Genomic DNA, 21481 nt, shown 5'->3' on the forward strand with positions numbered 1-21481 from the left:
TTCCGACAAGGAATATAGGTAAACGGCTCTCACCCGGAAACATGCCGTTGACTTTGGACGGCATGCCTCTGTATACAAAGGGATACAACGGTGTGCGAGGAGACGAGATGATCGACGGAAAGCTCTGGCGGGAGACCTGCGCGACGGACGAGCGCCTGGCCCTCGCGTCCGCCGCGGAGGTGTCCTTCACGGCCTGCGGGGTCGATTTCGTCTTCGGAGCGGGGTCCGGCGCGCCGGCCTTCGAGCTGCGGGCGCCCGATGCCGCCTGGCAACGCTTCTTCCAGCGCGTCCCGCCGCCCTGGTACCAGAGCTTCTTCGGCATGCTCATGCGGGTTCCCGGCACGGAGATCCGCGGCGACGAACTCGCCTTCGCCCAGCACGCGCACCTCGTACGCCGGGTGCTCGAGATCGGCCGGACCCTCGCGTCCGGTGAGCCGGAGCCGGTGGCCGGCCCGCTGCCCGAGGCGCACGCCACGACCGGCGGCTACACGACCGTGCGGCTGGACGGCGTGCCGCACCGCGTCTTCTACGAGGAGTCGGGGACGGGGCCGGACATGATCTTCCTGCACACCGCCGGCGCCGACTCCCGCCAGTTCACGTACCTGATGAACGACGACCGGCTAAGCGCGAACCGCCACATGGTCGCCTTCGACCTGCCGTGGCACGGCCGTTCGGCGCCGCCGCCCGGCGCGGCGCCGGGGACGTACGCGCTGACCACGGACCGCTACGCCGAGACGGTGGTGGCGCTGGCGGACGCGCTGGGCCTGCACCGCCCGGTGGTGGTCGGCGCCTCGATGGCCGGGGAGATCTGCCTGGAGCTGGCGCTCCGTCACCCGGACCGGTTCGGCGGGGTCGTCGCCTGCGAGGCCAGCGACAAGGTGCCCGGCCGCCAGGTCTCCTGGGCCCGCGACCCGCGCGTCGACCAGACGCTGTTCGTGCCGGAGTGGGTCGACGGGCTGATGGCCCCGCAGAGCCCGGCCGAGTACCGCGCCGAGGTCTGGTGGGGCTACAGCCAGGGCGGACACGGCACATTCGCCGGTGACATCCTCTTCTACAGTGGGGACTGGGACGCCACCGACCGCGTGGCCGGCATCGACACCGGCCGCTGCCCCGTGGTGATGCTGACCGGGGAGTACGACTACTCGTGCACCGCGGAGATGTCCCGTCGCACCGCGGAGAAGATCCCCGGCGCCGCGTTCGCGGTGATGCCCCGGCTCGGCCACTTCCCGCACGCCGAGAACCCTCCGCTGTTCGTCCCGCACCTGCTGGACGCCCTTTCCCTGATCGACGACCGTACGGAGCGGCTCGCATGAACCAGTTGATGCTCATCGGCGGGCAACGGGTGCCCGCGTCGGCCGGGCGGACCCTGCCCGCCACCGACCCGTTCCGGGGCACGGAGATCGCCCGCATCCCCGACGCCTCACCGGCGGACGTCGCCGACGCCGTGGCCGCCGCGCGGGCGGCCTTCGACGGCGGATGGTCCACCACACCCGGCGTGCGCCGCGCGGAGCTGCTGCACCGCCTGGCCGACCTGCTGGTCGAGCGTGCCGGTGACTTCGCCCGGCTGGAGACCAGCGACAACGGCAAGCTGCTGCGCGAGACGAGCAACCAGGCGCGGTTCGCCGCCCGCAACTACCGGTTCTTCGCCGGCTACGCCGACAAGCTGTACGGCCGCACGATCCCGCTCGACTCTCCGGACACGCTGGACTACACGACGGCCGAGCCGATCGGCGTCGCCGCGCTGATCACCGCGTGGAACTCCCCGATGCAGCTGCTGGCCAACAAGCTCGCCCCGGCGCTGGCGGCGGGCAACTGCGTGGTGATCAAGCCGTCCGAGCACGCGTCGCTGACCACCCTGGCGATGGCGGACCTGGTCGAGGAGGCCGGCTTCCCGCCGGGCGTGGTGAACATCGTGACGGGCGGGGCCGACGCCGGGCAGGCCCTGTCCGGGCACCCCGGCCTCGACCGGATCAGCTTCACCGGCAGCGTGCCGACCGGGCAGGCCATCGCCACGGCGGCCGCGAAGAACCTCGTGCCGGTGACGCTGGAGCTCGGCGGAAAGTCGCCCAACATCGTCTTCGCCGACGCCGATCTCGACCGCGCAGTGATCGGCGCGGTGGCCGGGATCTTCGCGGCGGGCGGGCAGACCTGCATCGCGGGCAGCCGGCTGCTCGTGCAGGACTCCGTCTACGACAAGGTGGTCGCGGCGGTGGCCGAGCGGGCCCGCGCGATCCGCCTCGGCGACCCGATGCTCGAGCCCACCCAGCTCGGCCCGGTCGCGAACCGCCCGCAGTTCGACCGGATCCGGCGGGCGATCACGAACGGCGCCGACGGCGGCGCCGTGGCCCTGACCGGGCTGGAACCCCTGGCCGACCCGGAGCTGGGCGCCGGGCTGTTCGTCCGGCCGACCGTGTTCGCCGAGGTGGACAACGCCTCGCCGCTGGCACGTGAGGAGATCTTCGGTCCCGTGCTGAGCGCGATCCGCTTCAGCGACGAGGACGAGGCCGTCGCCATCGCCAACGACAGCGAGTTCGGCCTCGCCTCCGGCGTGTGGACCAATGACCTGACCCGCGCCCACCGGGTCGCCAGGCGGATCGTCGCCGGCACCGTCTGGGTCAACACCTACCGGTCCAGCGCCGCGCAGGCTCCGTTCGGCGGCACGAAGAAGTCCGGCTACGGCCGGGAACGCGGCGCCGAGGCGCTGAGCGAGTACCTGACCACCAAGAACGTGATGATCGACCTTTCCGGGACCAGCGGAGACCCCTTCTCCATTCGCACCTGAGGCACCACGCCGGAGACGACCATGACCGAAGCCGTCATCCCCACCGCGCCCCCACGCGAACGCCTGTCCGCCGAGAGCAGGCGGAGCACCGTGGGCGCCTTCCTCGGCTACTTCGTCGACTTCTACGACATCTACCTGCCCACGATCGCGCTCGCGCCCGCGCTGGCCTACTTCCAGCCCAAGGACCTCGGCACGGTCGCGAGCACGACGATCTACTACGTCACCTTCGTCGTGACCCTGATCGGCCGGCCCGTCGGCGCGGCGTTCTTCGGTCACCTGGCCGACTCGATCGGCCGGAAGCGCACCACCGTCGTCGCCATCGGCGGCTTCGGCGTCGTCACGCTGCTGATCGGCCTTCTGCCCGGGTACGGGTCGTGGGGCTGGTTCGCGATCGTCGCGCTGATCCTGCTGCGGTTCGTCGACGGGGTGTTCCTCGGCGGTGAGTACACCGCCGCGGTGCCCCTGGCGATGGAGCGCGCGCCCCAGAGCCGCCGCGCCGAGGTGTCGGCGCGGATCATGCTGGGCTACCCGTTCGCGTTCATCGCGATCAGCGCGCTGACCACGCTCATGCTGTTCGTCGCGCCGACCGCGTCCGGGGCGTACCTGAGCTGGGGCTGGCGGGTGCCGTTCTTCGTCGGCGCGCTGCTGTCGGTGGCGGTGCTGCTGTACTTCCGCCGCGTCGAGGACGACGAGCCCGCCGCGGCCGGATCACCGGAGTCGCCGCTGCGCGCGCTGTTCGCGCGAGGGCCGAACCGCCGCAGCCTCGGGCAGATCTTCCTGCTGATGACGGGCATGTGGCTGTCGCTGCAGACGGCGGTGTCGATGATGCCCGGCCTGCTGACGAAGGTGCTGAAGCTGCCGAGCACCGCGGTCACCGTCGGCACGATGACGATGTTCGCCGTACTGGCGGTCGTCTACCTCGGCGTGGGCCGGCTCGCCGAGCGGATCGGGCGGCGGGCGGTGCTGGTCCTGTTCGCCGCCCTCACCGCGACCGTGGTGCCCGTCGTGTACTGGGTGATGATCGCGAACTCCGACCCGGGCGGGGGCAGCGTCGGCACGCTCGTGCTCGCCGGAGTGGTGGTCGTGATCGCGAACGCGCCGTGGTGCATCCTCAGCGCCTACCTGCCGGAACGCTTCCCGCCCGGGGTCCGCGCGTCGGGCTTCGGCGTGGGTTACACCTTCGCCGTGCTGATCCCCTCCTGCTACAGCTTCTTCCTCCTCTGGCTGGACGCCCTGCTGCCCTACAAGTACACGCAGATCCCTCTCGTGGTGCTCGGCGGGCTGCTCGCGCTGGCCGGGGCGCTGATGGGCCCGGAGACCAAGCACGCCGACCTGACGAGAGGAGCCCGATGACCATCTCGCTGTGCGGGCTGGGCAACATGGGCGGTGCGATCGCCGGCCGCCTCGCCGCCCACGACACGCTGCTGGCCTACGACGTCGACGCCGAGCGCGTCGCGCGGGCGGCGGAGACACCGAACGTCACGCCCGCCGAACTCGCCGGACTGTCCTCCTCGGACATCGTCGTGCTGTCGTTGCCGACACCGAAGATCTCACTGGAGGTCATCGGCACGCTCGCGCCGAAGATGCGCCCCGGCAGCGTGATCGTCGAGACCAGCACGGTCAACCCCGCCGATGTCCACGAGCAGGTACGCCGGTGCGACGAGCACGGTGTCGGCCTGGTCGACGCGGCGATCCTGTCCGGAGTCGCCCAGATGGCGAACGGCAGGGCCACGCTGCTGGTCGGCGGGCGCGAGCCGGACGTGCGCAAGGCGGAGCCGGTCCTGCGGGCGATGTCGGAGCGGATCATGCGCTTCGGCGAACCCGGCAGCGGCATGGCCGCCAAGGTGATCAACAACGCGGTGGCGCACGCGGTCATGGTCGTGCTGGTCGAGGCCGGGGCGCTGGCGGCGGCGACCGGGGTGTCCGGCGGCGAGCTGGTCGAGCTGCTCACCGGACCGGACGCCGGGCTGACCCGCCCGCTGACCCACCGGTTCGCCGAGCGGATCCTGCGCGGGGACTACGAGGGCGGGATGCCCACCGAGGCCGCCCGCAAGGACTCGACCCTCGCGCTGGCGATGGCGCAGCAGACCGGCGTGCCGCTGTTCGCCGTGCAGAGCGCGCACACGGTCTACGAGCTGGGCGTCGCCCAGGGACTCGGCCGGCTGGACTACGCCGCGATCGCGACGCTGTGGGAGCAGTGGACCGGCCGCCCGATGAACGAGACGACACAGGAAACAGGGGATGACTCGTGAGTGAGCGAAGCGAGCGAACCAAAGAAACACGCGTGCCTGGTCACTCCTCCGACGAAGGAGGACTCCCAACCGATTACGACGTGATCGTGGTCGGGGGCGGCAACGCCGGATTCAGCGCGGCGCACGCGGCCTCCGAACGGGGGGCGCGGGTCCTGCTGCTGGAGAAGGCGCCGGCCGAGGAGGCCGGCGGGAACTCCTTCTACACGGCGGGGGCCTTCCGCGTCGCGTTCGACGACATCGCGGACCTGGCCGACCTGCTCGACCCGGCGACGACCGGCCGGATGGCCGAGACGGTCGTCCCGGCCTATCCCGCCGGCGCCTTCGAGCACGACATGGAGCGGGTCACCGAGGGCCGCTGCGATCCCGTGCTGACCAAGCTGCTCGTGACCCGGTCCGCGGAGACGCTGCGGTGGCTCGCGGGCAAGGGGCTGCGATGGCGGCTGATGTACGAACGCCAGTCCTATGTCTCCCACGGCAAGTGGGTCTTCTTCGGCGGCCTCTACATCGGCTCCGTGGACGGTGGCAAGGGCCTGATCGCCCAGCACACGGAGGCCGCGCTCCGGGAGGGCGTGCAGATCAGGTACGGCGCGCGCGTGGACCGGCTCGACCTGGGCGCCGGCCGCGGCGTGGCCTACCGCGACGCCGACGGCGCCGAGCACACGGTGACCGCGGACGCGATCGTGCTGGCCGCCGGCGGGTTCGAGGCGAACCCGGAGATGCGGGCGCGGCACATGGGCGAGGAGTGGCGGCAGGCCTACGTCCGCGGCTGCCCGACGAACACCGGTGACCTCCTGCGGCTGGCGCTGGAGGCCGGCGCCGCGCCGTACGGCGACTGGACCTCCTGCCACAGCACGGCCTGGGACGCCGGCGCGGACCCGGCCGGCGGCGACCGGGTGCTGACCAACCAGCTGACGCGGCAGAGCTACCCGATCGGCATCGTCGTCAACCGGGACGGCCGCCGGTTCCTGGACGAGGGCGCCGACTACCGCAACTACACCTACGCCAAGTACGGCCGGGAGATCCTCAAGCAGCCGGGCGGCCGCGCGTTCCAGCTCTTCGACGCCAAGACCCGGCCGCTGCTGCGCAGCGAGGAGTACGACTCGACGCCGATCACCGGAGCGCAGGCCGGCAGCCTGGACGAACTGGCCGCCGAGCTCGGCATCGACCCGGCGGGCCTGGCGCGGACCGTCCGCGAGTTCAACGCGTCCATCGTCGACGTCCCGTTCGACCCGGCGGTGAAGGACGGCCGCGCCGCGCGCGTCGAGCCGCCCAAGTCGAACTGGGCGCAGGCGCTGGACACCCCGCCGTACCACGGTTACTCCGTGGGCTGCGGCATCACCTTCACGTTCGGCGGGCTGCACATCGATGAGTCGGCGAACGTGCTCGACGGCGCCGGCCGCCCGATCGAGGGCCTGTATGCGGCGGGAGAGATGGTCGGCGGGCTGTTCTCCGGCAACTACCCCGGCGGCAGCGGCCTCACCTCGGGAGCGGTGTTCGGCCGGCTGGCCGGCCACCACGCGGCGGGGCCCCGATGACCTGGCAGGTGTACGCCGTCCGGTTCGCCCACCGGGACGCGTCGGTCCGCGGCGAGCACTTCTACGGGCACGATCCGTGCGCCCTGGACAGGTTCCCGATCTCGTACTACGTGTGGCTGGCGGTGTCCGGCGACGAGGCGGTGCTGTTCGACGCCGGGTTCACGCCGGAGACCGCGGCCCGCCGGGGGAACCGCGAGTACCTGCGGTCCCCGATGGACACCATCCGGTCGCTGGGCGTCGACCCGGACACGATCCCCCACGTCGTGCTCAGCCACCTGCACTACGACCACACCGGGCACCTCCGCGACTTCCCGGGGGCACGGATCGTGCTGCAGGAACGCGAGCTGGCGTTCTGGACGTCCCGGCACGCGTCCCGGGGCGAGCACGCTCACCTGGCCGAACCCGGGGACGTCGCCTACCTCGTGGAGCAGAATCTCACCGGCCGCGTGCGGCTGGTCGACGGCGTGCACGAGGTGGCGCCGGGGGTGACCGCGCACCGTCTCGGCGGGCACACCCCCGGCCTGCAGGTCCTGCGCGTGGCCACCGAGGCGGGGCACGTCGTGCTGGCCGCGGACGGCTCGCACTTCTACGAGAACATCGGGCGCGACCGGCCGTACGCCGTGGTCAACCACCTGCCGTCGATGTACGAGGCGTTCGACGCGATGCGGGCGCTGGCCGGCGCGGAGGAGCTCATCGTCCCGGGCCACGACCCGCGGGTGCTCGACCGGTTCCCCGCCGTGACGGGCCTCGAGGGGATCGCCGCCCGGATAGCCTGACTGCATACGGGTGTATGCGAGAGGTGAGGGTCAGTGCAGGCGGATGTCTACGAGCGGTTGCGGGCGGAGATCGTGGCCGGGGTGTTCGACGCGGGCGCTCCGCTGCCCGAGGTCGCGCTCGCCGATCGCTACGGCACCTCCCGCACTCCCGTGCGGGAGGCGCTGCGGCGTCTCGAACAGGACGGCCTGGTGGAGCGGGGCGACCGCGGCATGCGCGTGCGCGGACGCAGCCCGGAGGAGATCCTGGAGATCTATGAGGCCCGGATCGCGCTGGAGGCCACGGCGGCCGGCGCCGCGGCCGAGCGCCGCACCGAACTGGACCTGATCCGCGTCCGCGCCGCACAGGACGCCATGGCCGCGACCTCGACCGACGACCCGGTGGCGATGGCGATGGCGAACCGCGCCGTGCACGAGGCCATCTGGGCGGCCGGACACAACGGGACGATCGTCGACCTGCTGACCCGGCTCAACAACCACCTCACCCGCTACCCCGCCACGACCCTCTCCAGCACCGGCCGGTGGGAGGAGGCCCTGCGGGAGCACGAGGAGATCATCACCGCCGTCGGCGCGGGCGACCGGGAGAAGGCCGCGGAACTGGCCGGCCGGCACATGACCAAGGCCCGCGACATCCGCCTCCGGATCTACCGCGAGGAGATCATCGGCTGAGAGCCGGTCGCGGGACGGCGAGCCGTCGGGCCGTCGGTCGCCGAAGGGCGGACACACTCGGCGTTGCAGTGGGAAGGGGATAATCACGGCCGGGTGCTGCTGGCGGGTTCAGCGCCGTCGCCTCGGCGATGTTGCTGGAGTCCGCATCACGGTCGTCGGACCAACGGCGCCATTCCGGGGGGCCCGGAAGGCGCGACTTGCCAGTCGGCCGGCCATACGTGATTGCTGTTGGGGTGGCTGGCCCAGTATTTCTCTGGTGCAGTCATGTTCTGCTCGGCGGCAATGCCGTCGTGCGGCAGAGCGAGGTGGCGGGCCAGGAGACGTTGAGCAGCGATTCGCACCTGGAGTTCTTGTTTGACGTCGCTGTCATCGTGGCCGTTTCCCTCCATCATGTCGCCAGGCTCTTCGCCGACAGTCGACTGTCGGCCACCGATAGGTGCCAACGGAGCTGGATCGAAGGGCATTCGAAGATAGGCACAGACGACATCAATGACAGTTTGCCGGTGAGCTGCTCAACGGCTCTGGCGTACAGCTCGGTGACGCGACGCTGGGTCGCGTCATAGGCGGTATCCCGAGCGACTTCCTCGGCATGGGCCTGGGTGACATGTGCGAGGTCTTCGGCGTGCGCCTGAGTCCGTTCGCTCAGCCACTGACGGCGCATCGCGAGCAGTAACGCGGCGGCACCGCCCGTCCCGGCCCCGACGGTCAGGCCATCCTTGATCGCTTCAAGCCGTAACGAAGCATCACGCCTGGCGATCGACAATAGCCAAAGCGTCGTGACCGTTGCGGAAAGGGCAACGGCTGCGGCACTGATGACCGCGACCCACCAGGGCATCGTCCGCAGAGGAGCCCGCTCGCTCCGATCGGCTTGGCCGCTCACAAATACGTTCCTTTCCCCCATCGGTTGACCATCACCGTAACTCGCCTTGTCTCAGCGCCAGCCGAGATCTTCCGAACTTCGACCACGGCTCCGAAGCGGTAGCCGCGTTCACACCGCCGGCGGCTCGCCGATCCTCGTCCGGGGCGCCGCCGCACGTGATCTCCGAGATCCTCGGCCACGCCGGAATCACGATCGCCAAGCGCGATTTCTCGATCGATGACTGGATCATTACCGAGAAGGGCAAATGATCGGACATGCGGCTCTACACCGACGTGCTCGTGCTGGGTGGCGGCCCGGCCGGGGCCTGGGCGGCGATCGCGGCGGCGGGCGCGGCCGCCGACGTGGTCCTCGCCGACAAGGGCTACTGCGGCACCAGCGGCGCGACCGCCTCCGGCGGCAACAACCTGTGGTACCTGCCGGAGGACCCGGACGTCCGCGACGCCGCGATGGCCGAGCGGGAGGCGGCCGGAGGCGGTCTCACCGACCGCACCTGGATGACCCGTGTGCAGGAGGAGACGTACCGCCAGGTCAACCGGCTCGCCGGCTGGGGGTACCGGTTTCCGTCGGACGAGCACGGGCGAGAGCGGCGCAACACGCTGCAGGGGCCGGAGTACATGCGCCGCATGCGCGGCCGGGTGCGGCGGTCCGGCGTCCGCGTCCTCGACCACCATCCGGCGCTGGAGCTGCTGACCGACTCCGCCGGGGCCGTGTCGGGCGCGGCCGGGCTGCGCCGTCAGGAGGGCTGGGAGCGCTACGAGGTACGGGCCGGGGCGGTCGTGCTGGCCACCGGCGGGTGCGCGTTCCTGTCCGGCGCCTTCGGGCTCAACGTCGACACCGGCGACGGGCACCTCATGGCGGCCGAGCTCGGGGCGGAGCTGTCGGGGATGGAGTTCTCCGCGGTGTACGGCCTCTCCCCCGCGTACGGGAACCACACCAAGGGCCTGATGATGCACTACGCCAGCTACTACGAGCCGGACGGCACGCCGATCGCGTTCGACGCGCCCGGCGACGCCCGCGTCCGGCTCGCGCGGCTGGCGGCCGAGGGCCGGCCGGTGTACGCCCGGCTCGACCGGGCTCCCCCGGCGCTCCGCCGGCTGATGCGCGACTCACAGCCGAACTACTTCCTGCCGCTGGACAAGGCCGGCATCGACCCGTTCACCACGCGTTATCCGGTGCGGTTCGTCTATGAGGGCACCGTCCGCGGCACGGGCGGGCTGCGGATCGTCGACGCCGGATGCGCGACGACCGTCCCCGGCCTGTACGCGGCCGGTGACGTGGCCACCCGCGAGCTGATCACCGGGGCGGCGAGCGGCGGCGGCAGCTTCAACGGCGCCTGGGCGATCTCCTCGGGCACCTGGGCGGGGGCGGCCGCGGCACGGTTCGCCGCCGCCCGCGGGACGCCCCGCGGGGAACCGCGGGCGAACGGGCGGGCGGGGCTGCGGCCCGCGGGCGACACCGGGCTCTCGGGGGCCGACGTCGTACGGGCGGTGCAGGAGGAGGTGCTGCCGCTGGAGCGCAACCTCTTCCGCGACGCCGAGGGGCTCGCGGCCTCGCTCGCCTCCCTGGACCCGCTGTGGGAGCGTGCGAAGACCGGCCTCGCCGGAACGGACGGCCGTACGACACTGCGGGCGCGCGAGGCCGCGTCGCTGGTGGCGCACGCCCGGTGGATGTACCGGGCCGCCCTGGTCCGCGAGGAGTCGCGCGGCGTGCACCTGCGGGACGACCGGCCCGAACGCGATCCGGCGCTGCGGCGCCGGATCCTCACCGGCGGGCTGGACGAGGTCTGGACCGCCCTCGACCCGGTCGCCCCGGTCGGTCCGCCCGCCGTGGCCGGGACGGGGAGGACCGCGTGATCGAGGTCGTGAGCCACGAGCGGTGCGTCGCCTGCGACGTCTGCGTCAAGGTCTGCCCGATGGACGTCTTCGAGCGGGGGCCGGACGGCGTCCCGGTCATCGCCCGGCAGTCCGACTGCCAGACGTGCTTCATATGCGAGGCCTACTGCCCGGTCGACGCCCTGTTCGTCGCGCCGCTGTCCGCCCCCGCGCCGGCGGGCTCGGCCTACACCGACGAGGCCTGGCTGAGCCGCTCGGGCCGCCTGGGAGCGTACCGCCGGGCGATCGGCTGGGGCCGCGGCCGCACCCCCGGCTCGACCGCCGACCGCAGCTTCGTCTTCACCGCCGGCATGTCCGGCCAACCCGGCCGCCGTCCCCCGCCCGAACCCGGCGACCGCGCGGGCTGAGTCGTTCAGGCGCGGCGCTGGGTGTTCTCCAGGTAGCGCAGGACCGCGGTGACACGGCGGTCGGCGCGATCGGTCGGGGCCAGGTCGAGTTTGGCGAAGATGCTCCGGATGTGCTTGTGCACCGCGCCCTCGGTCACGAACAGGCGTTCGGCGATCGCCGTGTTGCCCAGGCCCTCGGCCATCAGGGCGAGTACGTCGCGTTCGCGGGCGGTCAGGCGGTCCAGTGCGGTGTCCGGGCGGGTGCGGGTGAGCAGCTGGGCGACGACCTCCGGGTCGATGGCCGTGCCTCCGTCCGCCACCCGGTGCAGCGCGTCGAGGAACTGCTCCACCCGGCCGACCCGTTCCTTCAGCAGGTACCCGAGACGGGCCGCGCCGCCCGCGAGCAGGTCGGTGGCGAACGCCTGTTCCACGTACGCCGACAGCACCAGCACGGCGAGGCCGGGCAGGCGGTGCCGCGCCTCGACGGCCGCCTTGATGCCCTCGTCGGTGTGGGTCGGCGGCATCCGTACGTCGACGATGGCGACGTCGGGCCCGTGCGTGTCGACGGCCGTCAGGAAGGACTCCGGGTCCTCCGTCGTGGCCACCACGTCGAGCGACTCGGCGCGCAGCAGCAGCGCCAGCCCCTCGCGCAGCAGCGGGTCGTCTTCGGCGATCACAATCCGCATGGCAGTTCCACCTGGAGAATCGTCGGGCCGCCGGGCGGGCTGGTCAGGGCGAGGCGACCGTCGTGGGCCTCGACCCGGCGGCGTATACCGGTGATGCCGGAGCCCTCGTGCTCGTCCGCGCCGCCGACGCCGTCGTCCTCGATCCGCAGGGACAGCTCCTGCCCCTGCCGGCGTACGGTCACCGTGGCGTGCCGGGCCCGGCTGTGCTTGGCGATGTTGGTGAGTGCCTCGGCCGCCACGAAGTACGTGGTCGCCTCGACGGAGGCGGCGCACCGGCCGGGCACGTCGACGTCGACCCTGCAGTCGACGCCGCAGTCCGACGCGAGCCCGGCCAGTGCGCCGGCGAGCCCCCGGTCGGCGAGTACGGGCGGCAGGATGCCGCGGACGACCGTGCGCAGTTCGGCGAGCGCCTGTTCGGCGGCCTGCTGCGCGCGTTCGAGCATCTCGTCGGCGCTCGAGGGGTCCCGGGCGAGGGCACGGCGGGTCGCGCCGAGCAGCACGGTGACGGCGACGAGCCGGTTCTGCGTGCCGTCGTGCAGCGAGCGTTCGATCCGCCGCAGCTCCGTGGCGTGGGCGTCGAGCGCGGCCGCGCGGGTCGCGGACAGCTGGGCGACGCGCAGCGACAGGTCGACCTCACCCGAGGGCGCCAGGAGCCGCGTCCCCGGCCGCGCCTGCAGCCGTGCCATTCCGGGCCCGAGGATCGCGAAGAGGACGCACAGCGCCACGCCGAGGAGCGCGACCACCAGCGCGCCGGACTCGTCGTTCACGGTCCAGGACACCACGGTCGGTGTATTGGGCTCGTCGGCCGGCAGCCACCGCCACCACAGCGGGAACGTGACGTCCTGCACGGTGTACACCACGAGCACCACCGCCGTGACGCTGAGCAACAGCCCGAGCGTGCCGTGGACGAACAGCCAGCGCACCTCCCGCCGGCCGTCCGGGTCGGCGAGAGCGGCGCGGATATGGGTGGGCGGAGGCGTCGCCGGACCGATGATCGCCGGCCCCCACCGGGAGAGCCGGGCGCGCTCCCGCTCGGCGATGGAGCGTACGACCCGCGGCGCGCTGGGCGCCAGCAGCCGGCGCAGGCCGGCGAGACACCCCAGTGCGACGACCGCCAGCCACAGCAGCGCGGCGAACGCCAGCAGGGCGGTGCCGAAACCGCCGACGAGATGTTCGAGCGCGTCGATGAGGGCACGGACGCGCGTCTTCACGTGCCGCCGGCCGGTCCGTGCCGGGGCGACCGTTTCTGGCGGGTTCGCCGGCATCGGTACCTCCTTCGGCGAGTGACCTTAGGACACCGGGCCGATCCCTGTCAGTTCCCCGGGAAAGGAGTACAGCCTGCTGTACCACGATCGGCTCGTTGGCTGGATCGTCTCGGCGGATCGCCGCTCCTAGCGTTGTGGCCCGTCACCCCCCAGCGAGCGAGGAGCACGCCGTGACCGATCCGTACCGCATCACCGAGGCACATGAGACGCCGCCCGACTCCCCGAACGAGCGGGGCGGGATCGTACGGCCGGTGCTGTGGCTGCTGCTGGTGGTCAGCGCGGCCGGCAACATGGTGACCTCGACCACCGGCGTCAACGTGTTCGTGGGCGTGGCGTTCGGGGTGGCCACGCTGGCCTGCGGCGCCGCCCTGATCGTCCAGCACTACCGGCGGCGGTCCGAATGAGGACCGTGGCCGAGCGCGGGCCCGCGCCCACGGCGCGTCGGGCGCCCGCCGTGGCGCTGCGGGACGTCACCAAGGTCTACCCGGGCGGCGTCCGCGCCCTCGACGGCGTGTCCGTCACCGTGGAGCGCGGCGCGTTCGTCGCGATCATGGGCCCGTCCGGATCGGGCAAGAGCACGCTGATGCATTGTGCCGCCGGCCTGGACACGCCGACCGGTGGGAGCGTCTCCGTCGACGGCGTCGCCATCGACGGGCTGAACGAGACCCGGCGCACCGAGCTGCGCCGCGAACGCGTCGGGTTCGTGTTCCAGTCGTACAACCTGGTGCCCTCGCTCAGCGTCGCGGACAACATCACGCTGCCGCTGCGGCTGGCGGGCCGGGCGCCCGACCACGACTGGGTGCGCCTGCTGGTCGAACGGGTCGGGCTGGGCGGCCGGCTCGGACACCGGCCGGCCGAGCTGTCCGGCGGGCAGCAGCAGCGCGCCGCCATCGCCCGCGCGCTGGTGACCCGGCCCGCGGTCGTGTTCGGCGACGAACCGACCGGCGCGCTGGACCTGAAGACCGCGCGTGAGGTGCTCGGCCTGCTGCGGGACCTCGTCTCGGGCCTCGGTCAGACCGTCGTGATGGTGACCCACGACCCGGCCGCCGCCGCCCGCGCCGACCAGGTCCTGGTCATGGCGGACGGACGCCTGCGAGAGACGCTGCACCGGCCCACCGCCACCGAGCTGGCGCACCGCATCACCACCCTGGAATCGGAGTAAGCGATGCTGCACCTGGCGTTGCGCATGGCCCGCCACCGGATCGCCGCGTTGGCGGCGATCGCCTGCGCCGCCCTCGGCGGCGCGGCCTTCGTCACCGGCATCGGGGTGCTGGCCGAGTCGGGGTTCCGCTCGCACGCCCCGGTCGAGCGGCTCGCCGGGGCCGATGTCGTCGTCTCGGCCGCCCAGACGTACCGCCCGAAGGGCGACCTGGCCGTCGGGCTGCCCGAGCGCGCCCGGGTGCCGCGTGAGCTGACCGCGCGGCTGGCGCGGCTGCCCGGCGTGACCGCGGCGGTCGGCGACGTGAGCTTCCCGGCCGCCGTCCTCGACCGGCGCGGCGCGGTCCTGCCCGCCGCGGTCACCGGGGACCCGGCCACCGCCGGGCACGGATGGTCCTCGACCGGGCTGCCGGACCGCCTTCGGGTGTCCGGCGCGGCCCCGGCGGGTCCCGGTGACGTCGCCCTGGACGCGCGCACCGCGGCCGCCGCGGGCGTGGCGCCGGGTGGCCGGGTGTCCGTGGTCGCGGCCGGTCACCGCGCGACGTACCGGGTCTCGGCCGTGGTCGGCGGCTCCGGCGGCGGGATCTTCTTCACCGACGCGACCGCGGCGAGCCTGGGCGGGCGGGGCCGGGTCGACCTGGTCGCGCTGCGGACCGCCCCCGGCGCCCGCGACTCCGTCGCGGAGCGGGCCCGTGCCATCGCGGGGCCGGCCGGGCTGGTCGTGTCCACCGGGGCGGCGCGGGGCGACGTCGAGGCCCCCGACGCGATGGCCGGGCGCGGCGCCCTGCCGCTGTTCGCCGGTTCGCTCGCCGGGGTCACCCTGCTCGTCGTCGGGTTCATCGTGGGCGGCTCGCTGGCCGTCTCGATCGGCGCCCAGCGACGGGACCTCGCCCTCCTCCGCGCCGTCGGCGCGACGCCCCGCCAGGTCCGCCGCCTCGCCGCCGCGCAGGCCGTCGTCGTCGCGGCCGCCGCGCTGGTCCCCGGCATCCCCCTCGGGTACCTGCTGGCCGACCGGCTCCGGGCGCTGCTGGTGTTCGCCGGCATGGTCCCCTCCTCGCTGCCGCTGACCTTCAGCCCGCTGCCCGCGGTCGCCGCCGCCCTCCTGCTGCTCCTCGTCGTACGGGCCTCGGCCTGGTGCGCGGCGCTGCGCACGTCGCGGATGGCGGCCACCGAGGCGGTCGCCGAGTCGCGCAGCGAGCCTCGTACGCCGTCCCGTGGCCGTGCCCTCGCCGGGTTCCTGCTGATGGCCGCGGCCACCGTCCTGTCCGTCGCCCCCCTGCTGACGCGAACGGAGCAGGGCGCCGCCGTGACCGCCTTCGCCGGCATCGTCGCGACGATCGGCCTCGGGCTCGCCGGGCCGGTGGTGGTCGGCCGGATCAGCCGGACGCTCGCGCGGAGGCTGCCCGCCGGGGTGTCCGCGCCGACGTGGCTGGCCGTGGCGAACAGCCGCGGGTACGCCCTGCGCGTCGCGAGCGCCGTCACCACACTCGCCATGGCGGTGGTGTTCACGCTGACCTACGCGCTGACCCAGACGACGATGCTCAAGGCCACGTCGAACGACGTCGCGTCCGCCACCCGCGCCCAGTTCACGATGACCGCGCCCGGGGTGGGCGGGCTGCCCGACGACCTGGCGGCCGCCGTACGGGCCACGCCCGGCGTGCGGGCCGTCGCCCCGGTCAGCGGCACCACGGTCATCTGGACCTACAAGATGCTGGGCGACGACGAGACCGACTACCACTCCGCGCCGATCCTCTCCCCGGCCGCGTCGTCGGTCCTCGACCTCGGCGTACGGTCCGGCGACCTGGCGCATCTCACGGGCGCGACGGTCGCCGTGGACGCCGGGGCCGCCAGATCGCGGAACGCGTCGCTGGGCGGCACGGTGAACCTGGTGCTCGGCGACGGCGCCCCGGTCACCGCCCGCGTCGTGGCGATCTACTCGCGCGGCCTGGGATTCGGCCCGGTGGCGGTCTCCCGTGACCTCGCCGCCGGGCACACCACCACGGGGCTCGACCAGAGCCTGCTGATCCGCACCGACGGTTCGGACGCGGCCGCGCGCGGCCTGACCGCCCTCGCCTCCGCGCGCCCGGGGCTGGCGCTCGGCCGGGCGTACGGCGCGCCGGACGGCGCGTACGGGGTGCCGCCGGAGCTGTGGATCAACATCGCGATCCTCGCGGTGCTGCTCGGCTACCTCCTCCTCGGCATCGCCAACAAGCTGATCGCGAGTACCGTCCAGCGCCGTCACGAGATCGCCGCGCTGCAGCTGATCGGCGCGACGCCCGGGCAGATCCGCTCGATGATGCGCCGGGAGGCGACGCTGATCTGCGTCGTCGCGCTCGGCACGGGGCTGCTGCTGTCCGTCGTACCGCTCGTGCTCCTGGCCGCCGGATTCCTGCACCGCCCGTGGCCGGCCGGGCCGCTGTGGCTGTTCCCCGCCATCGCGGCCGTCGTCGCCGCGCTGGCCTTCCTCACGATGGAGGTGCCCACCCGCCGCGCCCTGCGCACCCCGCCGGCCCAGGCGCTCACCCGCGCCTGATGATTAGAACGCCTGCTCGGAGGCAGAAAGGGGCGAGGGCCGGAAACGGGTGTTCCGTGCCCGTACGGGATGTTCGCGGAACGGGAGGAACAGATGCTGATCATCACGCACGGCGGTGCCGGGCGCTTCGACTCCGGGACGCTGGAGCGTGTGCGCGAGCGTCTGCGGGCCGGAGGCGAGGAGCCCGTGACCGTCTGCGAGTGCGATTCGGCCGACGAGCTCGAACGGGCGCTGGACCGGCGAGAGCCCGGCGACGAGACCGTCGTCGCGGCCGGCGGCGACGGGTCGATCAACCGGCTCGTCGCCACCCTCTACGCGCGGGGCGAACTGGACCGGCGGACCGTCGGCCTGCTGCCGCTCGGCACCGGCAACGACCTCGCCCGCAACCTCCGCATCCCCCTGGACCCGGACGAGGCGGCGCGCGTGCTCCGCGAAGGACGCACCCGTGAACTCGACCTCCTCGCCGACGACGAGGGCGGCGTGGTGCTCAACGCCGTCCACGCCGGAGTGGGCGCCGTCGCCGCGACCCAGGCCGCCCGGTTCAAGCCCTGGCTCAAGTCCGCCGCCTTCCCGGTGGGCGCCGTCCTGGCGGGGGCGCGAGCCGGGGGCTGGCGGCTCAAGGTCGAGGCCGACGGCGAGATCGTCGCCGAGGACAAGCTGCTCATGGTGGGGCTGAGCAACGCGCCGGGCATCGCCGGCGGCAGCGCGCTGCTCGCCCCGGACGCCTCCCCCGGCGACGGCCGCGTCGAACTGGTGGTCTCGGCCGCCACCGGCCCGCTGGCCAGGGTCCGGTACGCGCTCGGCCTGCGCAGTGGCGCGCACAAGCACCACGACGACGTCGTGTACACCGCGGCGACGTGCGCGACCATCAGCGGAGAGGAGTTCCTCGTCAACAGCGACGGCGAGGTGTCCGGGCCGTTCACCGAGCGCTCCTGGCGCGTCGTCCCCAAGGCGTGGCGGATCATCGCCCCGCCGGACCGCGACTGAGCGACGAGGCGGGGACGACGCCCATCCGTCGCTCCCCTACGCTGCCCGTATGTGCGACACGACGGCCGGACCGGACGAGCCGGCGGCCTCCCTTCCACGCCCGGCGCCGGGCACGGCGGTCGACCCGATCACGCTGGAGCCGGTCGACGAGGTCGAGATCGTCACTCTGGTGGACAACGTCTTCGACGGGCTGCTGACCGGTGACGAGCGCACCCGCCGGCCTCCGATGGGGATGGGCATGGTGGCCGCGCCGCAGTTCGAGGGCGGCCGCACGCCCGCCGGGATGATCGCCGAGCACGGTTTCTCCGCGCTCGTCCGGGTCCGCCGGGCCGGCCGGGTCACCACGCTGCTGTTCGACACCGGCCTGTCGCCCGACGCGATGGTCGTCAACGCGAGCCGTCTCGGCGTCGCGCTCGACGACATCCACGGCGTCGTGCTCAGCCACGGCCACTTCGACCACGCGGGCGGGCTGGCGGGGCTGGCCGGCCGGCGCGGCGTCCGCTCGCTGCCGATGGTGGTGCATCCGGGAGTGTGGACCCGGCGCCGGCTCGCGGTACCCGGACGCCCGGCGGAGGAGCTGCCGACCCTGAGTCGCCGGTCGCTGGACGCGGAGGGCTTCGAGGTCATCGAACGGCGCGACCCCTCACTGCTCGTGGACGGATCCGTGCTGATCACCGGTGAGGTGGACCGCACCACCGAGTTCGAGCGCGGCATGCCTCCGCCGCACCAGGCCTGGACCGGCACCGAGTGGGTCCACGACCCGGCCGTAGCCGACGACCAGGCGCTGGTCGTGCACGTCCGCGGCCGTGGCCTGGTGGTCTTGACGGGCTGCGGCCACGCCGGCGCGATCAACATCGTGCGCCACGCCCAGCGGCTGACGGGCGTCGACCGGCTGCACGCGCTGGCCGGCGGCCTCCACCTGGGCGGACCGGCTTTCGAGCCGGTCATCGCGCCCACCGTCGAGGCACTGACCGGACTCGCGCCGGACCTGGTGGTACCGGGCCACTGCACCGGCTGGCGCGCCCAGCACGCGCTCGCGGCGGCGCTGCCCGGCGCCTGGGTGGCGAGCAGCTCGGGCACGACCTACCACCTCACCGCCGCCTGACCCACCCGGCGCGGGTACCGACGTCTCGGGGAGCGGCGCGTCCGGTCCCGCACAGGGGGTGTCGTCGCGGGGTCTCAGGCGACCCGCGGCGTGGGCCCCTTGCCGCCCAGCGGATCCAGTTCGATCATCTCCGCCGCCTCGACGAGCTTCATCGCGGCGGCCGTCTCGGGACTGCCCTTGATCGTCTCGAGTACGGCGTCCAGCGCGTCCTGGTCGCGCCACAGCTCGGTCACCCAGATGGTGTCGGGCGCGTCCGCCTGCCGGTTGACGAGGTACAGCTCACAGCCCGGCTCCCCCTCCAGACCGGCGGCGGCCGTCAGGAGCAGCTCCGCGAGTTCCGCCCCGCGCCCCTCGTGAGCGACCAACTTCCCGTATCGCGCGATCCGGCTCATGACCGGCAACGCTACCGACTCCCCCATGCGACGCAGGCGGTCTCACGGCACCTTCGGGGTGGCGCGGCCGGCGAGGTGCAGGTACCGCTCGCCGGTCGGCAGGGCGTAGAAGGTCACGGGCAGCCACATCCCCGTCCGCGGGGCGCGGACGGCGAACAGGTCCTCCTCCACCGGTACCAGGTCGTGCTCCTGCTCCCGCTCGCTCTCGGGGAGGAGCGCGGCCGGCGCTCCGGTGGCGGTCCTTCGCAGGCGCGGGCGCTCGCCTCCGACCATCTCCAGGCGCTCACCCGCCCGTTCGTACGTGCCCGCGTGCCGGTCCACGTCGGCGGAGGCCGGCTCGGCCGGTGCCGCGAACGGCTCGGGCTCCGCCAGCGCCTCGGCGTACTTCGCCAGGCAGTCGTCGCCCCGCCCGGTGTCGGTGAACACGTCGCCGTCGACACCGGTCGTGTGGGTGAGCAGATGACGCATGGTCAGCTTCGCGACGGTCTCCGCGCCGGCCAGCCTCAGCTCGGGGCCGCCCCTCGTCGACGAGTTGCAGGACGAGGGTGGTCGTCCAGACCTTCGAGACCGATCCGATCTGGAACAGCGAGTCGGCGGTCGCCGCCACGCCGGTCTCCCGGTTGAGGACGCCCGTGGCCGCCTCGGCGACCTCGTCGCCGCCGGGCGTCAGGCGCAGGATGCCGAGTGCGGCCCCGGGGATGCCGTGCCGTTCGTGGTACGGGCCGGAGCTCGGTATCCGTCACGTTACCCCGCGCTGGGGTAGGTGCCGCGGCGGTGTGTTCGCACGACCGCCACGTCAAAGTGGAGGGGCTCCGCGCGGTGCGGCGTGTTCGGCGGTGGCGGCGAGGCGGACGGCCGTGGCGGGCACCACGCCCAGCTGCACGAGCTGGCGAGACAGCAGCACGTCGAGCAGCCAGTCGCAGGAGATGCGCAGCCGGTTGTGCGGGACGGCCAGTAGATGGTAGCCGCGGGTGACGGCCTTGGCGGGCACGCCCGCCAGCGACAGCCCCGTCACGTGCGCCGCGGCCTTGGCGCCGCCGAGGTCGACGACGAAGCCCAGATCGTGGTGGCGGTATGGCCGGCGGTGGCCGTGGCCGTAGGAGGCGGCGACGTTCCTGCCCGCGGTGACGCCCTGTCTGTGCGCGTGCTGCGCCGTCATCGCGGTGATCCGGCCGGGGCGCGTGAGGTCCGGCACGGCCGCGGCGTCGCCGCAGGCGTACACCTCGGGATGGCCCGGCACGCTCAGATACTCGTCCACCACGAGTCGGCCCTGGACGGTGGGCAGGCCCAGCGCCTCGACCAGGGGGTCGGGGCGGACACCGACGCACCAGATCAGCGTGCGGGTCGCCACGAACTCCCCGTCCGACAGGCGCACTCCGTCGTGGGAGGCCTCCTCCACCGTGGTCCGCGTACGGATCTCCACGCCCCGGCGAGTCAGGACATGGTGGGCGGTGGCCGACAGCCGTAGGTCCAGCTCCGGCAACACGCGCTCGGCGAGGTCGACGAGCAGCCATCGGATCGGCCGGCCCCGGAGGTTCGGCCAGCGCCCGGCTGCCTGTTCGGTGAGCAGCTGGCCGTGCGCGGCGACCTCGGTCCCGGTGTATCCCGCGCCCACGACGACGAACGTGCAGCGTGCCCTGCGTTCGGCGGCGTCGTCGGTCGTGCCCGCCAGCTCGATGTCGCGCAGGATGGCGTCGCGCAGGTAGATCGCCTCGGCCAGGCTGCGGAAACCGTACGCGTGCTCGGCGATGCCCGGGATGGGGAGGAGCTTGTTGACGCTGCCCACGGCCAGGATCAGCCGGTCATAGTCCAGCCGACGCCGGCTCCCGTCCGGCGCCGTGCAGACGACCCGGCGACCCGCGATGTCGATGCCGCCCACAGTGCCCAGCACGAGCCGGACACCGGCGTGACATCCGCTGAGCGGGACGGCCACCCGCCGGGGCTCCAGGATCCCGGCGGCGACCTCGGGGAGCAGCGGAAGGTAAAGGAAGTAGTCGGCCGGGTTGATCAACACGACCTCGACCAGATGTCCGGCCAGGCGAGACAAGGTCCGCGCGGCGTGGAACCCGGCGAAACCGGCTCCGACGATCACGACCCGGCCTCTGGACATTCCGTTCTCCTGCCGTTCGCGGCTACGCCTTGTTACGGATATGCCCACCCACGGCCCGACGAGCAGTTCTTTGCCAAGATTGAACCGGCCCTGACCCGGCGCGGCCTCCGTCCACGTAACGCTGGAGGGACACGGC

21 protein-coding genes and 1 pseudogene are annotated in these 21481 nt (G+C 73.2%); 14 read left to right on the forward strand and 8 right to left on the reverse strand.

What is annotated here, in order from left to right:
• Nucleotides 1–107: 107 nt before the first annotated feature.
• The 7 genes from QSK37_RS09725 to QSK37_RS09755 all read left to right on the forward strand — a co-directional run bounded on the left by QSK37_RS09725 (nucleotide 108) and on the right by QSK37_RS09755 (nucleotide 8011).
• Nucleotides 108–1313, forward strand: coding sequence for an alpha/beta fold hydrolase (locus QSK37_RS09725; RefSeq protein ID WP_285619116.1), 1206 nt, complete (start codon nucleotides 108–110; stop codon nucleotides 1311–1313).
• Nucleotides 1310–2782, forward strand: coding sequence for an aldehyde dehydrogenase (locus QSK37_RS09730; protein WP_285619117.1), 1473 nt, complete (start codon nucleotides 1310–1312; stop codon nucleotides 2780–2782). Before QSK37_RS09725 ends, QSK37_RS09730 begins: the two co-directional genes overlap by 4 nt.
• Before the next feature lie 21 nt (nucleotides 2783–2803).
• Nucleotides 2804–4135 (forward strand): MFS transporter, encoded by a 1332-nt coding sequence (locus tag QSK37_RS09735; protein WP_285619119.1) that lies wholly within the window; start codon nucleotides 2804–2806, stop codon nucleotides 4133–4135.
• The gene (locus tag QSK37_RS09740; RefSeq protein ID WP_285619121.1) at nucleotides 4132–5034 is read left to right on the forward strand and encodes an NAD(P)-dependent oxidoreductase; all 903 of its coding nucleotides are present in this window, start codon (nucleotides 4132–4134) and stop codon (nucleotides 5032–5034) included. Before QSK37_RS09735 ends, QSK37_RS09740 begins: the two co-directional genes overlap by 4 nt.
• An 80-nt stretch (nucleotides 5035–5114) precedes the next feature.
• The gene (gene tcuA, locus QSK37_RS09745; protein ID WP_285619123.1) at nucleotides 5115–6569 is read left to right on the forward strand and encodes an FAD-dependent tricarballylate dehydrogenase TcuA; all 1455 of its coding nucleotides are present in this window, start codon (nucleotides 5115–5117) and stop codon (nucleotides 6567–6569) included.
• Nucleotides 6566–7345 (forward strand): N-acyl homoserine lactonase family protein, encoded by a 780-nt coding sequence (locus QSK37_RS09750; protein ID WP_285619125.1) that lies wholly within the window; start codon nucleotides 6566–6568, stop codon nucleotides 7343–7345. Before tcuA ends, QSK37_RS09750 begins: the two co-directional genes overlap by 4 nt.
• Before the next feature lie 33 nt (nucleotides 7346–7378).
• Nucleotides 7379–8011, forward strand: a complete 633-nt coding sequence (locus tag QSK37_RS09755) for a GntR family transcriptional regulator (protein WP_285619127.1) — start codon at nucleotides 7379–7381, stop codon at nucleotides 8009–8011.
• A gap of 146 nt (nucleotides 8012–8157) precedes the next feature.
• On the opposite strand, the gene QSK37_RS09760 is transcribed toward QSK37_RS09755, so the two are convergent.
• Nucleotides 8158–8403, reverse strand: a complete 246-nt coding sequence (locus QSK37_RS09760; RefSeq protein ID WP_285619129.1) for a hypothetical protein — start codon at nucleotides 8401–8403, stop codon at nucleotides 8158–8160.
• Nucleotides 8400–8846 (reverse strand): hypothetical protein, encoded by a 447-nt coding sequence (locus QSK37_RS09765; protein WP_285619130.1) that lies wholly within the window; start codon nucleotides 8844–8846, stop codon nucleotides 8400–8402. The genes QSK37_RS09760 and QSK37_RS09765 overlap by 4 nt, the downstream gene beginning before the upstream one ends.
• A gap of 299 nt (nucleotides 8847–9145) precedes the next feature.
• Between QSK37_RS09765 and QSK37_RS09770 the strand changes: the two genes are divergently transcribed.
• Together QSK37_RS09770 and QSK37_RS09775 are read left to right on the forward strand one after the other, a co-directional pair.
• Entirely contained in the window at nucleotides 9146–10744 is a 1599-nt protein-coding gene (locus tag QSK37_RS09770) for an FAD-dependent oxidoreductase (RefSeq protein ID WP_285619132.1), read from the forward strand.
• Complete coding sequence (locus tag QSK37_RS09775) at nucleotides 10741–11130, forward strand: 4Fe-4S dicluster domain-containing protein (RefSeq protein WP_285619133.1); 390 nt, start codon at nucleotides 10741–10743, stop codon at nucleotides 11128–11130. The genes QSK37_RS09770 and QSK37_RS09775 overlap by 4 nt, the downstream gene beginning before the upstream one ends.
• 5 nt (nucleotides 11131–11135) lie before the next feature.
• Here QSK37_RS09775 and QSK37_RS09780 read toward each other — a convergent pair whose 3' ends face one another.
• Together QSK37_RS09780 and QSK37_RS09785 are read right to left on the reverse strand one after the other, a co-directional pair.
• Nucleotides 11136–11795 carry a response regulator gene (locus tag QSK37_RS09780; RefSeq protein ID WP_285619134.1) on the reverse strand — a complete coding sequence of 220 codons (660 nt, stop codon included), beginning with the start codon at nucleotides 11793–11795 and terminating at the stop codon, nucleotides 11136–11138.
• Nucleotides 11783–13060 (reverse strand): sensor histidine kinase, encoded by a 1278-nt coding sequence (locus tag QSK37_RS09785; RefSeq protein ID WP_285619136.1) that lies wholly within the window; start codon nucleotides 13058–13060, stop codon nucleotides 11783–11785. Before QSK37_RS09785 ends, QSK37_RS09780 begins: the two co-directional genes overlap by 13 nt.
• A gap of 170 nt (nucleotides 13061–13230) precedes the next feature.
• Here QSK37_RS09785 and QSK37_RS09790 point away from each other — a divergent pair, with 170 nt between their 5' ends.
• The 5 genes from QSK37_RS09790 to QSK37_RS09810 all read left to right on the forward strand — a co-directional run bounded on the left by QSK37_RS09790 (nucleotide 13231) and on the right by QSK37_RS09810 (nucleotide 18843).
• Nucleotides 13231–13464, forward strand: a complete 234-nt coding sequence (locus QSK37_RS09790) for a hypothetical protein (RefSeq protein ID WP_285619138.1) — start codon at nucleotides 13231–13233, stop codon at nucleotides 13462–13464.
• Entirely contained in the window at nucleotides 13461–14222 is a 762-nt protein-coding gene (locus tag QSK37_RS09795) for an ABC transporter ATP-binding protein (RefSeq protein WP_432705550.1), read from the forward strand. The genes QSK37_RS09790 and QSK37_RS09795 overlap by 4 nt, the downstream gene beginning before the upstream one ends.
• Before the next feature lie 3 nt (nucleotides 14223–14225).
• Nucleotides 14226–16751: an FtsX-like permease family protein gene (locus tag QSK37_RS09800; protein ID WP_285619165.1), complete on the forward strand. Its 2526-nt coding sequence runs from the start codon at nucleotides 14226–14228 to the stop codon at nucleotides 16749–16751.
• Nucleotides 16752–16844: 93 nt separating this feature from the next.
• Complete coding sequence (locus QSK37_RS09805; RefSeq protein ID WP_285619166.1) at nucleotides 16845–17738, forward strand: diacylglycerol/lipid kinase family protein; 894 nt, start codon at nucleotides 16845–16847, stop codon at nucleotides 17736–17738.
• Between the two features lie 49 nt (nucleotides 17739–17787).
• Nucleotides 17788–18843: an MBL fold metallo-hydrolase gene (locus tag QSK37_RS09810; RefSeq protein ID WP_285619168.1), complete on the forward strand. Its 1056-nt coding sequence runs from the start codon at nucleotides 17788–17790 to the stop codon at nucleotides 18841–18843.
• Nucleotides 18844–18917: 74 nt separating this feature from the next.
• On the opposite strand, the gene QSK37_RS09815 is transcribed toward QSK37_RS09810, so the two are convergent.
• The 4 genes and pseudogenes from QSK37_RS09815 to QSK37_RS09825 form a co-directional block, all read right to left on the reverse strand.
• Complete coding sequence (locus QSK37_RS09815) at nucleotides 18918–19235, reverse strand: putative quinol monooxygenase (RefSeq protein WP_285619170.1); 318 nt, start codon at nucleotides 19233–19235, stop codon at nucleotides 18918–18920.
• A 42-nt stretch (nucleotides 19236–19277) separates the two neighbouring features.
• Entirely contained in the window at nucleotides 19278–19703 is a 426-nt protein-coding gene (locus tag QSK37_RS09820) for a hypothetical protein (RefSeq protein WP_285619172.1), read from the reverse strand.
• A gap of 58 nt (nucleotides 19704–19761) precedes the next feature.
• Nucleotides 19762–19971: pseudogene (locus tag QSK37_RS51655) on the reverse strand (serine hydrolase); the annotation flags it as partial.
• Between the two features lie 60 nt (nucleotides 19972–20031).
• Nucleotides 20032–21345: an NAD(P)/FAD-dependent oxidoreductase gene (locus tag QSK37_RS09825; RefSeq protein ID WP_285619174.1), complete on the reverse strand. Its 1314-nt coding sequence runs from the start codon at nucleotides 21343–21345 to the stop codon at nucleotides 20032–20034.
• Between the last annotated feature and the right edge of the window lie 136 nt (nucleotides 21346–21481).

The sequence above is a fragment of the Actinoallomurus iriomotensis genome (genome assembly GCF_030269445.1).
Classification (GTDB): Bacteria; Actinomycetota; Actinomycetes; order Streptosporangiales; family Streptosporangiaceae; genus Actinoallomurus; species Actinoallomurus iriomotensis.

Excerpts from the sequence above, each read along its gene's own strand:
- QSK37_RS09730 (WP_285619117.1), top strand. The coding sequence starts at position 1,310 with ATGAACCAGTTGATGCTCATCGGCGGGCAACGGGTGCCCGCGTCGGCC.
- QSK37_RS09800 (WP_285619165.1), top strand. The coding sequence starts at position 14,226 with ATGCTGCACCTGGCGTTGCGCATGGCCCGCCACCGGATCGCCGCGTTG.
- QSK37_RS09735 (WP_285619119.1), top strand. The coding sequence starts at position 2,804 with ATGACCGAAGCCGTCATCCCCACCGCGCCCCCACGCGAACGCCTGTCC.
- QSK37_RS09740 (WP_285619121.1), top strand. The coding sequence starts at position 4,132 with ATGACCATCTCGCTGTGCGGGCTGGGCAACATGGGCGGTGCGATCGCC.
- QSK37_RS09750 (WP_285619125.1), top strand. The coding sequence starts at position 6,566 with ATGACCTGGCAGGTGTACGCCGTCCGGTTCGCCCACCGGGACGCGTCG.
- QSK37_RS09785 (WP_285619136.1), bottom strand. The coding sequence starts at position 13,060 with ATGCCGGCGAACCCGCCAGAAACGGTCGCCCCGGCACGGACCGGCCGG.
- QSK37_RS09825 (WP_285619174.1), bottom strand. The coding sequence starts at position 21,345 with ATGTCCAGAGGCCGGGTCGTGATCGTCGGAGCCGGTTTCGCCGGGTTC.
- QSK37_RS09810 (WP_285619168.1), top strand. The coding sequence starts at position 17,788 with ATGTGCGACACGACGGCCGGACCGGACGAGCCGGCGGCCTCCCTTCCA.
- QSK37_RS09795 (WP_432705550.1), top strand. The coding sequence starts at position 13,461 with ATGAGGACCGTGGCCGAGCGCGGGCCCGCGCCCACGGCGCGTCGGGCG.
- QSK37_RS09805 (WP_285619166.1), top strand. The coding sequence starts at position 16,845 with ATGCTGATCATCACGCACGGCGGTGCCGGGCGCTTCGACTCCGGGACG.
- QSK37_RS09780 (WP_285619134.1), bottom strand. The coding sequence starts at position 11,795 with ATGCGGATTGTGATCGCCGAAGACGACCCGCTGCTGCGCGAGGGGCTG.
- QSK37_RS09815 (WP_285619170.1), bottom strand. The coding sequence starts at position 19,235 with ATGAGCCGGATCGCGCGATACGGGAAGTTGGTCGCTCACGAGGGGCGC.
- QSK37_RS09760 (WP_285619129.1), bottom strand. The coding sequence starts at position 8,403 with ATGATGGAGGGAAACGGCCACGATGACAGCGACGTCAAACAAGAACTC.
- QSK37_RS09765 (WP_285619130.1), bottom strand. The coding sequence starts at position 8,846 with ATGCCCTGGTGGGTCGCGGTCATCAGTGCCGCAGCCGTTGCCCTTTCC.
- QSK37_RS09770 (WP_285619132.1), top strand. The coding sequence starts at position 9,146 with ATGCGGCTCTACACCGACGTGCTCGTGCTGGGTGGCGGCCCGGCCGGG.
- QSK37_RS09725 (WP_285619116.1), top strand. The coding sequence starts at position 108 with ATGATCGACGGAAAGCTCTGGCGGGAGACCTGCGCGACGGACGAGCGC.
- QSK37_RS09820 (WP_285619172.1), bottom strand. The coding sequence starts at position 19,703 with ATGCGTCATCTGCTCACCCACACGACCGGTGTCGACGGCGACGTGTTC.